Source organism: Streptomyces sp. NPDC102283, assembly GCF_044766265.1.
GTDB lineage: Bacteria > Actinomycetota > Actinomycetes > Streptomycetales > Streptomycetaceae > Streptomyces.
This window is the reverse complement of the sequence record NZ_JBIWLQ010000005.1, coordinates 96,913-109,800: the sequence shown is the minus strand read 5'-3', so window position 1 is coordinate 109,800 and position 12,888 is coordinate 96,913. Positions and strand designations below refer to the sequence as shown.

The following is a 12,888-nucleotide window of genomic DNA, read 5'->3' as shown; positions in this document are numbered from 1 at the left end:
GACGCTCCCCGGTCCGGCCTCCTCGGAGGTGTTCCTCAGTCCCCCAGCACCGCCTGCATCACGCTCTTCGCGATCGGGGCGCCGAGCCGGCCGCCCGAGATGTCGGAACGGGAGATGTCCATGTCCGTCGGGTCGATGAACACGGCGACCGCGACCGAACGGCCGTCGTCCTTCTTGCCGTAGCTGACGAACCAGCCGTACGGGACCTCGTCGCGGACGTTCACGCCGCGCTGGGCGGTGCCCGTCTTGCCGCCGACCGTGACACCGTCGATCAGGGCGCGCTGGGCGCTGCCCTCCTTCGCGGTGTGCTCCATCATCTCCTGGACCTTCTTCGCCGTCTCGGGCGAGACGGCCTGGCTCATCTCCATCGGCTCGTTCTTCTCCAGCGTGGAGAGGTCCGGGCCGCGCAGCTCGTCGACGATGAAGGGCTGCATCAGTTTGCCGTCGTTGGCGAGGGCCGCCGTGACCATCGCCATCTGCATCGGAGTGCTGGTGAGGCTGCCCTGGCCCATGCCGGTGAGGGCCGTGCCGGGCTTGTCGAGCTTCGGCGGGTAGAGGCTCTTCGTGGCGAGCATGTCGCCGAACTCCTCGGCGTACACGTCCTCGTTGAAGCCGAACTTCTCCGCCGTCTCCCGCATCCGGTCCTCGCCCAGCTCGGACGCCGCGTCGAGGAAGACGTTGTTGCAGGAGTACTGCATGGCGGTCTTCATCGACGCCTTGTTGCAGACCGCGTCGCCCGCCTCGCTGCCGATCTTGTTGGTGGAGAGCGGCAGGGGGTACGGCGACACCGCGTCCGTCCTGGCGTCCACGTCCGTGACCACGCCGTGCTCCAGCGCCGCCGCGGCCGTGAGGATCTTGAAGGTGGAGCCGGGCGGGTAGGTCTCGCGCAGCGGGCGGTTGGCCAGCGGCTTGCCCTTCTTCTTCTCCAGCGCCGTGAAGCGGTCGCTCTCCTTGTACGAGATGCCGGCGAAGGTCTCGGGGTCGTACGAGGGGGTGGAGACCAGGGACAGCACCTTGCCGGTGCGCGGGTCCAGGGCGACCACCGCGCCCCGGGCGCCCAGGTCCGTCAGACCCTTGTAGGCCGCCTTCTGCGCCTTGGCGTCGATCGTGGTGATCACGTCGCCGCCGCGCCGGGGCTGTCCCGTCAGGACGTCCTTGGCGTGCCGGAAGGCGAACCGGTCGTCCTGGCCGCTGAGGACGCTGTCGTAGGTCCGCTCCAGCAGCGAGGTGCCCCGGGACTGGGAGGCGTACCCGGTGACGGGCGCGTACATCGCACCGTCCTTGTTGGTCCGGAGGAACGCGTAGTCCCGGCTCTCCGTCTCCTTCGATCCGGTGATCGCCTTGCCGCCGACGATGATGTCGCCGCGCGGGGTGGCGAACCGTTCGAACCGCACCCGGGCGTTGTTCTTGTGCTGGGACAGCTCCTGGCGGTCGACGTGCTGGAGCCAGTTCGCCCGCAGCAGCAGGGCCAGCACCAGCAGCCCGCAGAAGATGGCTATGTGCCGCAACGGCCTGTTCATTCCACTCCCCACCCGGGCGGGCTCCGATCCGCGCGGCGGAACACCCGCCGACCGGGCCCGCGTATGCGTTCCCCGGTGAACAAGGATGCCTTGTGGCCGTGCGCGGTTGCACCGGCGGCCCCGGGCACCCCTCCATCGAGGTACGCGGCGTACGTGTCAGAGGTACGCGGCGTAGTCGTCCAGCGTCCGCAGGACCTCCGGTGCGTCCGCCGGGGGCAGCTGGAGCACGACCTCCTCGATGCCCAGATCCGCGTAGTGGGCGAGCTTCCCCGGGCTGGGCAGGACCGCGTACGGCACCACCTGGAGGTCCTTCGGGTCGCGCCCGGCCTCCGCCCACGCCGTCCGCAGCTTCGGCAGGGACTCGGTGAGGCCTCCGCCGCCGATGGGCAGCCAGCCGTCCGCGTACTCCGCGATGTGCGCGAACAGCTTCGGGCCCGCCCCGCCGCCGATCAGGGTGCGCGGGCCGTTGACCGGGCCGCGCGGCCGCTGGACCGGCTTGGGGTGCGCCTCGCTCGCCTGTACGGAACCGAACGCGCCCGCGTACCCGGTCGGCTCGTCCGCCCACAGGGCCCGCATCAGGGCCATCCGGTCCCGCCCCAGGTCCCGTCGCGTCGACCACTCCACCCCGTGGTCGGCGGCCTCCTCGACGTTCCAGCCGTAGCCGACGCCGAGGGTGAACCGGCCACCCGAGAGGTGGTCCAGGGTGGCCGCCTGCTTGGCCAGGTCGATCGGGTCGTGCTGGGCGACCAGGGTGATGCCGGTGCCCAGGGCGAGACGCTCGGTGACGGCGGCGGCCTGACCGAGGGCGACGAACGGGTCCAGGGTGCGGCCGTACTCCCGGGGCAGGTCGCCTCCCATCGGGTACGGCGTGCTGCGGATCACCGGGATGTGCGTGTGCTCGGGCAGATACAGCCCGCCGAACCCCCGCTGCTCCAGCTCGCGGGCGAGCCTGACCGGGGTCACCGTCTCGTCGGTGAGGAAGATCGTCGTGGAGATCCGCATCGAGAACACCTCCGTCGTCCGTCAGCGCGTCATGCGTGCGAAGGGCCAAGGTATGCCGTACGACAAGGAAATCCGAGACCGTCGCCCGGGTGCGGCGGGAGCGGGCGGAGAGGAGTTGCGATGGGGCCGGGAGTGAGACCGGGACGAGGACCGGGGCTGGGACCGGGGCTGGGGTACTTCCTGTTGCCGGCGGGCGGCGCGCTGAGCCTGACCGGGGTCGTCACCGGCAACGGCACGCTGATCAGCCTGAGCTGGATCATGTGGGTGCTCGGGATCCTGCTGCTGTTCCGGAGCCGTTCGCGCCGCCCCGTCGATCCGGCGAAGCTCGCGGCGGCGGCCGCCGCCGGGGACGCCCGGGCCGTGCGGGGGCTGCGGGCGCTCGCCCTGACCGCGCGGGCCGAGGGGCGTCCCGAGACGGCCGAGCGGCTGCTGCGGCAGGCGGTGCGGGCCGGCGACGTGGAGTCGATGTGGGAGCTGGGCCGCCTGGTCGAACAGCGCGAGGGACTGGCGGCGGCCGAGCCGTGGTTCCGGATGGCGGCGGAGGCCGGGCACGCGGTGGCCAAGCGGCTGTTCCGGCCGGGCGGAGCGCTGCACCCGGACGGGGCAGACCCGGCGCCGTAGGCGCGGGGCAGGGCTCGGCGCCGTAGGCGCGGGGCAGGGCTCGGCGCCGTAGGCGCGGGGCAGGGCTCGGCGCCGTAGGCGCGGGGCGGGGCGGGGCTCGGCGCCGTAGGCGCGGGGCAGGGCTCGGCGCCGTAGGCGCGGGGCGGGGCGGGGCTCGGCGCCGTAGGCGCGGGGCGGGGCGGGGCTCGGCGCCGTAGGCGCGGGGCAGACCCGGTGCCTGGGCCCCTCAGCGCTACGCGCGGCCCAGCGCGGCCTCCCTCGTCAGGAACGCGAGCCGGGCCGTCTTCTCCGGCTTCACGATCTCCGGACCCAGCGCGAAGCCGGCCCGGACCATCCGGGCGAGGGCCTTCTCGTTGCGGGCGTCGGGCTCGACGACGACCCGCAGACGGGCCGGGTCGCCGAAGACGAAGCCGATGAACGCGGTGAGGAGGGCGTCCGTGTGCCCCCGCACCGCTCCCTCGCCCTCGGCGGGCGCGATCAGCAGGTGGATGCCGAAGTCGCCGGGCCGTACGTCGTAGCACGCCCCGACCGGGTCGGCGTCCGGCTCGTACGTCTGGAGGAGCGCGGCCGGGACCCCGTCGCGCAGGGCGAGGTAGGCGTGGTGCGTGGGCAGCGAGCCGACGAACTCGTAGATCTCCCGGACCTGTTCGCGGGTGTGGTCGCCCATGCCCCAGAACCGGGCCCGCTCCTCGGTGACCCAGCCGTGCAGCAGGTCCGCGTCGGCCGCGGGGTCGACGGGGACCAGGCGCACCGTCCCGAAGCCCTCGACCTTCTGCTCGTGGACGGCCGCGCGGAGGGCGGGAGCGGTGGGATCGGCGGGGTCGGTGGTGGCGGCGGCAGTGGTGGTGGCGGTGGTGGTGGGATCGGCGGGGTCGGTGGTGGTGGCGGCGGCAGTGGTGGCGGTGGTGGTGGGATCGGCGGTGGCGGTCATGGCGGGGGGTTCCTCCGGGTGGCGGGTCGTCGGGTGCAGCAGGTCCCAGTCCGTGACGACCGGGATGAGCGCGCCCCGCGCCCACAGGGGCGTCTGGTCGCGGTGGTGGGCGGATCCGGGGACTCCGGACGCGCCGAACGGGACGACCCACCGGCTGTCCTCGCGCCGGGCCAGGTCCCAGACGTAACGGGCGGCCGGGCCCCGGGCGAACAGGTCGGTGACACCGGGGACGGCGGAGGTGGACAGCACGCAGTCGTGGTCGCCCGCGAGCCCCGGCCGGGCCTCCTCGTCGTCGGGCGTGAGGTCCGGCAGGGCCTGCCAGGGGGACAGCCGGTGCAGCTCGCCCCACGGGCCGGGCGGTGTCTCCTCGGCCGCCGCGGCGACGGCCTCGGCCGAGGCCGCGACCACCGCCAGCCGGTCCTCGTACGGGAGGAGTCCGCCGGTGAGCAGGCTCTCCAGGGCGTAGCCGATCCGGGGGACGGCCGCGAGCCAGGGGCGGAAGAGCGCCGGGTGGGCGGCCGAGCGCCACGGGTCGTCCGCGCCCGTGACGCCCCGCAGCGCGCGGTGGCCGGCCAGCCGGTGGACGACGTCGGCGCGCAGGCGGGCGTAGAGCGTCGCGTCGGTGCTGTCCGCGTCCATGTGGCGGTCCCAGCGCAGCAGCCGGTCCCGGAGGCGTCTCGCGGCCGGGCCGAGGCCGGGGGCCCGGGCCAGCAGGGACAGCAGAGGGCGGGACGAGGCGAGGCGGGTGTCGGTGTGGACGGCGGCCAGGGCGGCGGGCGACCAGTCGGTGCGCGCGCCGAGCAGCTCCCGGATGCGGCGGGCCCGGTGCGGGGGCGCGAACTCCACGCCGAGCGGGGCGGCGAGGCCGCGTTCGTTGGCCATCACGGCGATCCCGCCGGGGCCGACCGCCTCGGCACGGGGCAGGGGCGCGGCCTCGCCCTCGCGCCAGGCGTACGCGGGGTCATCGGCCGGGACGACCCGCAGCCGGTTGACGTACGGGCGCACCGGGACGTGTCCGGCGACCCGGTGCAGGGCGCCCCCGGCGGTGTCGGCGGCGAGGACCACGTTGACGGGTTCGACCCAGCGGTCGAGGGCGGTGTCGAGGTCGGCGACCGTACGGGCCCGGAGCAGTGCGGGCAGCACGTCGAACCCCAACTCGCCGGTGACGCGGGGCGGGTGGCGCAGGCTGACGGCACGGGGGCCCTCCGTGGAGGCGTCGGCACCCGGACCCCCGCCCTGGTCACCGCCGGGGCTCCGGTCCAGGGCGCCGCCCGGGCCGCCGCCCGGCTCACCGCCCGCGCCCACGCCCAACTCGCCCTCCGGGCCGCCGATGATCACCGGCCCCCGGTCCGTCTCGATCACCTCGACCGTCTCCGGGTCCGCCCCCGCCACCTCGATCGCCTCGGTGTGGGCGTGGGCCCGGTACCAGCCGCCCGGGCCGAGCGCCTCCACCCCGCCGTCCGGAGTGCGGCGCAGGCGCTCGCGGTAGAGGTCCTGGTAGTCGGCCATGGCGTTGGTGATCGCCCAGGCGACGCCCCCGCCGTGCCCGAAGTGGGCGATGCCGGGGATGCCGGGGACCGCGAGGCCGATGACGTCGAACTCGGGGCAGGCGAGCCGGATCTGCTGGTAGACGCCGGGGGCTTCGATGAAGCGGTGCGGGTCGCCCGCGATCAGCGGGGCGCCGGTGGCGGTGCGGGCGCCGGTGAGCAGCCAGCCGTTGCTGCCCGCGGTGCCGGGGCCGTCGGTGGCGAAGAGGGCCGTCCGGTCGTCGCCGAGCCGGTGGGCGACCTCTTCGCGCCAGAGCTTGGTCGGGAAGCCGGCGAACAGGATGTGCGCGGAGAGCCAGACGCCGAGTGGGGTCCAGGGCTCCCAGCGGCCGGGGGCGAGGCCCACCGCGGCGAACTCGGGTGCGTGGGAGGCGCCTTCGGCGAGGCCGCCGTTGACGCCGTCGACGTACGCCGCCACCCAGGCGGCGGTCTCCGGCGCGAGGCGGTCGAAGCAGCGGCGGGCGGTGTCGGCCAGCCGGGCCCGCCGGACGAACCGGTCCCAGTCGACGGCTTCCGCACCGAGACGGGAGGCGCTGGTGCCGAGCGACCGGTGCCGTTCGGTCTCCAGTTGCCAGGCCCGGTCGAGTGCGGTGACGTATCCCTGGGCGCGGGCCAGCGCGAGGGCGTCGGCGGCCCGCAGGTGCGGTATCCCCCAGTCGTCGCGGAAGACCTCGAAGTCATCGCGGGACGTGTGCGCGTCGCCCTGGAACACCTCGGAACGGCCGTGCGCGCCCGCGCCCGGTCTCTCGCTGTCGACGCCGGTCGTCATCGTGTCGCCCATCCCCTTTGTCCGGTGGTTTTCAGCCACTCCCCAACCCCCGGAATTTAGGTTAGCCTAACCTAAAGTGACCTTTCGGACAGTGGGCCGGGGCACCGGGGCGAGGCGGGAGACACCGTGGGGCATGGCTGGGAAGGCGTCGTTCTCAAACTGTTCAGGGGGCGTGATTTCACGTTCACGGTGACCGGCACGGAACAGGTCACCGACCGCTTCCGCCGGGTGCACGTGACCGACGGCGGGCTGCTCGCCGCGACCGGCGGGGCCCACCCGACGATGTGGGTGCGGCTGTGGTTCGAGAAGGACGGCAGACCGCATCAGCGCGCCTACACCTTGGTGGACCCCGACCCGGAGGCAGGCACCTTCAGTCTGGAATTCGCCCTGCACGAGGGCCCCGCCTGCGACTGGGCGAAGTCGGTCAGGATCGGTGAAACGGTCGACGCGACGCTCCAGGGCACCGGCTTCACGCTGCCCGACCCGGCGCCCTCACGGCTCTTCGTGATCGGCGACGCGGCGGCGCTGCCCGCGATCAACTCCCTGCTCGACGCGATCCCGTCGACCCCGGCGACGATCTGGTTCGAGACCGCGCACGAGGAGGACCGGAAACTGCCGTTCCGCCTCGACGAGGCCCACCACACCCTGCACCACGTGGAGCGCCGCGAGGCGGGCGGGCGCCTCGTCTCCGAGGTGAAGGCGGCCCTGCCGGAGCTGCTGGGCGGGGACCACACGGACGCGTACGTCTGGGTCGCCTGCGACACGGCGACCACCCGGGCCCTGTCGGCGTACCTCCGCAAGGAGTTGGGCCTGCCCAAGGACCGGGTGAACGCGCTGGGCTACTGGCGGCCGTAGGACCCGCCCGCTTCGGCGCCGGGGCGAGCGGGTCCTACGGCCGCCCCGGGCGCTCTCCGTGCACGCCTACGCGCGCCCGGACCGCAGCGACCTGCGCAGCAGGACACCGCCGATCCCCACCAGGCTCGGAAACCCGCTCTTCGGCATGGCCACCGTGCCGACCACGCCGACGGCGGCCAGGGCGATGCCCGCCGCGCGCTGGGCCGGGATGTCGTCGTGCTCCTCCGCCGAGCGCAGCAGCCGGCCGCCCAGCCACAGGGTGGGGGCGGCGGCCATGAACCAGAAGGCGGCGGCACGGTCGCCCCGTTCGGGCACGGAGTCGACCACGTCCCGCCCGAGGTCGGCGAGCACGTCACGGTAGATCACCGCGCCGATGGCGCCGTGGGCGATACCGACCACCTGGAGCCATCGCCCCGTCGAACCTCGCGTCATGGCCTCATCGTACGAGGCGTCGCGCGGGCCGGGGGATCAGTCCTCGACGACGAGGGCCGGGGTCTCCTTCGTCAGGATCTCGCCCCGGAAGAACGCCGGGCTGCGGCGCTCCATCGCGACCATCAGCACCACACCGAGGAGCAGCAGCCCCACCCCGATGACGAACACCGATCCGACGCCGAGCACCGAGGATCCGGAGCCGTACGCCGGGTCCCACATGTCGTAGAGCGTCTTGGCGAAGACGGCGGCGAGCAGGGTGCCGCCGAGCAGCGGGAAGAGGCCCTTGAAGACCAGGTCCCGGGCGGAGCGCGTCAGTTCGGCGCGGAAGTACCACGCGCAGGCGAAGGCGGTCAGCGCGTAGTAGAAGCAGATCATGAGGCCGAGCGCGTAGATGGTGTCGACCAGGACGTGCTCGCTGACCAGGGTCATCACGGTGTAGAAGACGCCGGTGCCGATGCCCGCCGTGACGGTCGCCCGGCCGGGGGTCTTGAAGCGGGGGTGGACCTTGGCGTACGAGGCCGGCATCGCCTCGTACGCGGACATCGCGAGGACCGTGCGGGCGACCGGGATGAACGTGGTCTGGAGGCTGGCGGCGGCCGAGGCGAGGACCGCGAGGAAGAGCAGGACGCCGAGGCCGGGGCCCATCACCGGTCCGGCGAGGGCGGCGAAGACGTTGTCGGAGGTGTCCGGGTTGGCGAGGCCGAGCCCGGAGGTGCCGGAGCCGACCGCCATCTGCGCGGCGATGCCGGTGGCGAGGTAGGAGCCGACCAGGACGACCATCGCGATGAGGGCCGCGCGGCCGGGGGTCTTCTCGCTGCCGGTGGTCTCCTCGTTGGCGGTCAGGCAGGCGTCCCAGCCCCAGAACATGAAGATCGAGAGGGACAGTCCGGCGGTGAAGGCCGCGAAGGACTGGACGGCGAAGGGGTTCAGCCAGGACCAGGAGAAGTCGAGCGAGGCGGCGAAGCCCCCTCCGCCACCGCCCGCCTTGCTCAGGGCCATCGTCACGAACACGGCGAGGACCACCAACTGGAGCCCGACCAGGGCGTACTGGATGCCCTTGGTGGCGGTCATGCCCCGGTAGCTGATGGCGGTGGCGACGGCGATGAGGACCAGGCAGGTGAGGATGTGGACCGGTTTGCCGTCGTCCAGGGCGGCGACCGACGCGCTGCCGGTGATCTCCCCCGCGAGCAGCCAGAAGTACGAGGTGGCGACGCCCGCCAGGTTGGACAGCACGATGATCGTCGCGATCACCAGGCCCCAGCCGCACATCCAGCCGACGCGCGGGCCGAACGCCTTCACCGTCCAGGTGAAGGAGGTGCCGCAGTCCGGCATCGCCCGGTTCAGCTCGCGGTAGGCGAAGGCCACGAGCAGCATCGGCAGGAACCCGGCCAGGAAGACGGCGGGCATCCGCACGCCGACCTCTCCGGCGGTGGAGCCGAGGGTGGACGTCAGGCAGTAGACGGGGGCGACGGTCGAGACGCCGATGACGGCGCTGCCCATGAGGCCGACGGAGTTCCCGCCGAGCCCCTTGCCCCGTACGCCACCGCGGCCGTCACCGCCGTCGGCCGGGGCGCTTCCCCGTACCGTGTCTCCGGCCCGTGGCCGCGCGTCCAGCTGACTCATGAGGAGGACGCTATGCGCTGCGATATCCACATCCGGAGCGTGAGACCCCAGCGTCTCACCCTTGGATATGTCAGCCAACTCCCCCTGAACGCTTCATCAATTCAAGGTCACTTTCGCGCGAAGCCTTGCAATGCATGCCACTTGGCCAGGCGTGACGACGTACGGTAATCGCAGCGCTGTCCGTTTTGGGGTGATTCAAAATTTTCCCGCACCTCACGGAGGAGCCCACGGAGGGGGCCTCAGCCGGGCCAGACGATCGCCTGCGTCTCGCTGTAGGCGTGCAGTGCGTACGAGCCCACGTCCCGTCCCACCCCGCTCTTCTTGAACCCGCCGAACGGGGCCTCCATGTTCCGCCCGACCGTGTTGACGCCGACCCCGCCCGCGCGCAACCGGCGGGCGATCCGGAAGGCGCGGGCCACGTCGCCGGACCACACGTAGTCGATGAGGCCGTAGTCGCTGTCGTTGGCCAGCGCGACGGCCTCCTCCTCGTCGTCGAAGGGGACGACCACGACGACCGGCCCGAAGATCTCCTCACGGACCACCCGCATGTCCGGGGTGCAGTCGGCCAGCAGCGTGGGCGCCACGTAGAAGCCCCGGTCCAGGTGGCCGGGCCGGACGCCGCCCGTGACGACCCGCGCGCCCTCCTTCCGGCCCAGCTCCACATACGCCTCGACGCGGTCGCGGTGGGCCGCGGAGATGACCGGGCCGACGACGGTGGCCCGGTCGCGGGGGTCGCCGACGGTGAGCCGGTTCGCGTACGCGGTGAGCGCGGCGATCAGCTCGTCCTGCCGGGACCGATGGACCAGGACGCGGGTCGGAGCCGTACAGATCTGTCCGCTGTAGAACGAGAACGTCGTGCCGATGCCCGCGACGGCGGAGTCCAGATCGGCGTCGTCGAGGACGAGCGCCGCCCCCTTGCCGCCCAGCTCCATCAGCTGCCGCTTCATCCCGCGTCCGCACACCTCCGCGATGCGCTGCCCCACGGCGGTGGACCCGGTGAAGCTGACCATGTCGACGTCGGGCGAGTCGACGGAGGCCTCCCCCACCTCCGCGCCCGACCCGGTGACGACGTTCACCACGCCCGGCGGAACACCCGCCTCCGCGAGGGCGGCGGCCATCCGGTAGACGGAGAGCGGGTCCTGCGGGGCGGGCTTCACCACGACCGTGTTGCCCATCGCGAGCGCCGGCGCGATCTTGCCCGCCGGGTTGGCCCAGGGGTTGTTGTACGAGGTGATGCACGTGACCACGCCGACCGGCTGGCGTACGGCCAGCGCCCCGAAGACCCCGGCCCGCCCCATCGGCCCCGCCTCGTTGATCTGGGGTGCGACGGCCTCCTCGACGGGCTCAAGGGCCCCCCGCGCGTACCGCCGGAAGCGGGCGATGCCCACCCCCACCTGCATCGACCGGGCGGTGGAGGCGGTCGCGCCGCTCTCCGCCCGCGCGACCTCGGCGTGGGCGAGGAAGTCCCGCCGGACGAGGTCGGCGGCCCGGTCGAGGATCGCGGCACGCTCCTCGGGCCGGGTCCGCGACCAGGCCCCGAAGGCGTCGCGCGCCGCCGCGGCGGCCTCGTGCACCTGGGCGCGGCTCGCCTCGGGGGCGAGACCGACGACCTCCTCGGTCGCGGGGTCGATCACCTCGTAGTGCCCGGCGGCGGGCTCGGTCCACGCGCCGCCGATGAAGAGCCTGCCGGGGCTGCTGTCGCTCACGCCGTACTCACCGTCCGGGTGTCGCGGCCGGAGCGCAGCACCGTCCCCGGCACCGCGCCCGTCACCTTGTCGTCGCGCAGCGTCTCGATCCCGTTGACGCGTACGGAGACGATCCCGATGGCCTTGGAGTCCAGGCGCGGGCTGTCCCCGGGCAGGTCGTGGACGAGGGTGGCGGGCCCGGCGTCGATCCGCTCGGGGTCGAAGAGGACGAGGTCGGCGTGGAAACCCTCCTCGATCCGGCCGCGCTCGCGCAGCCCGAAGAGGCGGGCCGGGTCGTCGGTGAGCATCTTGACGGCGGCGCTCAGGGAGACGAGTCTCCGCCCCCGCAGACAGTCGCCGAGGAAGCGCGTGGTGTACGGGGCCCCGCACATCCGGTCCAGGTGCGCGCCCGCGTCGGAGCCGCCGAGCATGACGTCCTCGTGCTCCCAGGTCCGCTGCCGCAGCGCCCAGGAGTCCGGGTCGTTGTCGGTGGGCATCGGCCACAGGACCGTACGCAGGTCGTCGGCGGCGCAGATCTCGACCAGGCAGTGGAAGGCGTCCTGGCCGCGCTCGGCGGCGATGTCGTCGACGACCCGCCCGCCGAGCCCCTCGTTGGCGGCGCTGTAGGTGTCCCCGATGACGTACCGGCCGAAGTTCGCGAGCCGCCGGAAGACCCCGGCCTCCTTGCTGTCGGCGCGGCGCAGCATCTCGGCGCGGGTGCCGGCGTCCCGGAGGCGTTCGATGCGCTCGGGGACGGGAAGCGCGAGGATCTCGCCCCAGCCGGGGATGAGGTTGAGGGCGCAGAACGTGCCGAGCGACATGTTCATGGGCGTCAGGATCGGCATGGTGAGGGCCACGATCCGGCCGCCGGCGCGGCGGGCGCGTTCGCTGGGGACCAGCTGGCGCGGTACGCGTTCGGGGACGGCGGCGTCGATGGTGAGGACGTTCCAGTTGAGCGGGCGGCCGGCGGCGGCGGTCATGTCGACGAGGAGGTCGATCTCCTCGTCGGAGAACTGGTCCAGGCACCCGGCGACGATCGCCTCCAGCTGCGTCCCCTCGTGCTCGCCGACCGCGCGGGAGAGGGCGAGCAGCTCCTCGGGCCGGGCGTGCCGGGAGGCGACGGGCTCGCCGTCGCCGTCGGAGTGGGTGGAGGACTGGGTGGTGGAGAGCCCCCAGGCCCCGGCGTCCATCGCGTCGTGGAAGAGGGCGAGCATGGCGTCCAGCTGCGCGGGCGTGGGCTGCCCGCCGACCGCGTCGGCGCCCATGACGTGCCGGCGCAGGGCGCAGTGCCCGACCATGAACCCGGCGTTGACGGCGATGCGCCCTTCGAGGGCGCCGAGGTACTCGCGGAAGGTGGACCAGCTCCAGTCGACGCCTTCCTCCAGGGCCGCGAGCGCCATGCCCTCGACCCGCGACATCATCCGCCGGGTGTAGTCGGCGTCCTCGGGCCGGTCGGGGTGGAGCGGGGCGAGGGTGAACCCGCAGTTGCCGCCCGCGACGGTGGTGACGCCGTGGTTCATGGAGGGGGTGGCGTAGGGGTCCCAGAAGAGCTGGGCGTCGTAGTGGGTGTGCGGGTCGACGAAGCCGGGGGCGAGGACGAGCCCGTCGGCGTCCTCGCTGGTGACGGCCTCTTCGGTGATCGTCCCTGGCTCGGCGACGACGGCGATCCGGCCGTCGCGGATGCCGACGTCGGCGGTGCGGGCGGGGCCGCCGGTGCCGTCCACGACGGTCGCGCGGCGGATGAGGTGGTCGAGCATGACGGTTCCCTTCTCGGGGTTCCTTCTCCGGCTCGGGTCCTTCTCCGGCTCGGGGTTCCTTCTCCGGGCCGAGGTTCCTTCTCCGGGCCGAGGTTCCTTCTCCGGGCCGGTGGGACAGCCGGGGTGCGCACGCTTCTGGCCGCGGT

Annotated in this window: 9 protein-coding genes; 2 read left to right on the top strand and 7 right to left on the bottom strand. The window is 73.4% G+C overall.

Annotated elements, in window-relative coordinates; all coding sequences use genetic code 11:
* Positions 1-35 precede the first annotated feature (35 nt).
* Together ACIRJT_RS12045 and ACIRJT_RS12040 are read right to left on the bottom strand one after the other, a co-directional pair.
* Positions 36-1,520, bottom strand: coding sequence for a peptidoglycan D,D-transpeptidase FtsI family protein (locus ACIRJT_RS12045; protein WP_403907697.1), 1,485 nt, complete (start codon positions 1,518-1,520; stop codon positions 36-38).
* 156 nt (positions 1,521-1,676) lie between these two features.
* A complete protein-coding gene (locus ACIRJT_RS12040; protein WP_403907695.1) occupies positions 1,677-2,522 on the bottom strand; it encodes an LLM class F420-dependent oxidoreductase in 846 nt (281 codons plus the stop codon).
* A 120-nt stretch (positions 2,523-2,642) separates the two neighbouring features.
* Here ACIRJT_RS12040 and ACIRJT_RS12035 point away from each other — a divergent pair, with 120 nt between their 5' ends.
* Positions 2,643-3,143 carry a sel1 repeat family protein gene (locus ACIRJT_RS12035; protein WP_403907693.1) on the top strand — a complete coding sequence of 167 codons (501 nt, stop codon included), beginning with the start codon at positions 2,643-2,645 and terminating at the stop codon, positions 3,141-3,143.
* Positions 3,144-3,375: 232 nt separating this feature from the next.
* Here the strand turns inward: ACIRJT_RS12035 and ACIRJT_RS12030 are convergent, their stop codons facing one another.
* Positions 3,376-6,402, bottom strand: a complete 3,027-nt coding sequence (locus ACIRJT_RS12030) for a GNAT family N-acetyltransferase (RefSeq protein ID WP_403907691.1) — start codon at positions 6,400-6,402, stop codon at positions 3,376-3,378.
* Between the two features lie 114 nt (positions 6,403-6,516).
* Between ACIRJT_RS12030 and ACIRJT_RS12025 the strand changes: the two genes are divergently transcribed.
* Positions 6,517-7,245 (top strand): siderophore-interacting protein, encoded by a 729-nt coding sequence (locus tag ACIRJT_RS12025; protein WP_403907689.1) that lies wholly within the window; start codon positions 6,517-6,519, stop codon positions 7,243-7,245.
* A gap of 66 nt (positions 7,246-7,311) precedes the next feature.
* Here the strand turns inward: ACIRJT_RS12025 and ACIRJT_RS12020 are convergent, their stop codons facing one another.
* From ACIRJT_RS12020 to ACIRJT_RS12005, 4 genes are all read right to left on the bottom strand, one after another.
* Positions 7,312-7,677, bottom strand: coding sequence for a DUF6463 family protein (locus ACIRJT_RS12020; protein ID WP_403907687.1), 366 nt, complete (start codon positions 7,675-7,677; stop codon positions 7,312-7,314).
* Positions 7,678-7,713: 36 nt separating this feature from the next.
* The gene (locus ACIRJT_RS12015; RefSeq protein ID WP_403907685.1) at positions 7,714-9,300 is read right to left on the bottom strand and encodes an APC family permease; all 1,587 of its coding nucleotides are present in this window, start codon (positions 9,298-9,300) and stop codon (positions 7,714-7,716) included.
* 239 nt (positions 9,301-9,539) lie between these two features.
* Positions 9,540-11,006 (bottom strand): aldehyde dehydrogenase family protein, encoded by a 1,467-nt coding sequence (locus ACIRJT_RS12010; RefSeq protein WP_403907683.1) that lies wholly within the window; start codon positions 11,004-11,006, stop codon positions 9,540-9,542.
* The gene (locus tag ACIRJT_RS12005) at positions 11,003-12,742 is read right to left on the bottom strand and encodes an amidohydrolase family protein (RefSeq protein ID WP_403907681.1); all 1,740 of its coding nucleotides are present in this window, start codon (positions 12,740-12,742) and stop codon (positions 11,003-11,005) included. Before ACIRJT_RS12005 ends, ACIRJT_RS12010 begins: the two co-directional genes overlap by 4 nt.
* Positions 12,743-12,888 lie beyond the last annotated feature (146 nt).

Bases quoted from the DNA above. Each gene is read 5' to 3' on its own strand.
- ACIRJT_RS12005 (WP_403907681.1), bottom strand. From the start codon at position 12,742: ATGCTCGACCACCTCATCCGCCGCGCGACCGTCGTGGACGGCACCGGC.
- ACIRJT_RS12015 (WP_403907685.1), bottom strand. From the start codon at position 9,300: ATGAGTCAGCTGGACGCGCGGCCACGGGCCGGAGACACGGTACGGGGA.
- ACIRJT_RS12040 (WP_403907695.1), bottom strand. From the start codon at position 2,522: ATGCGGATCTCCACGACGATCTTCCTCACCGACGAGACGGTGACCCCG.
- ACIRJT_RS12020 (WP_403907687.1), bottom strand. From the start codon at position 7,677: ATGACGCGAGGTTCGACGGGGCGATGGCTCCAGGTGGTCGGTATCGCC.
- ACIRJT_RS12045 (WP_403907697.1), bottom strand. From the start codon at position 1,520: ATGAACAGGCCGTTGCGGCACATAGCCATCTTCTGCGGGCTGCTGGTG.
- ACIRJT_RS12030 (WP_403907691.1), bottom strand. From the start codon at position 6,402: ATGGGCGACACGATGACGACCGGCGTCGACAGCGAGAGACCGGGCGCG.
- ACIRJT_RS12035 (WP_403907693.1), top strand. From the start codon at position 2,643: ATGGGGCCGGGAGTGAGACCGGGACGAGGACCGGGGCTGGGACCGGGG.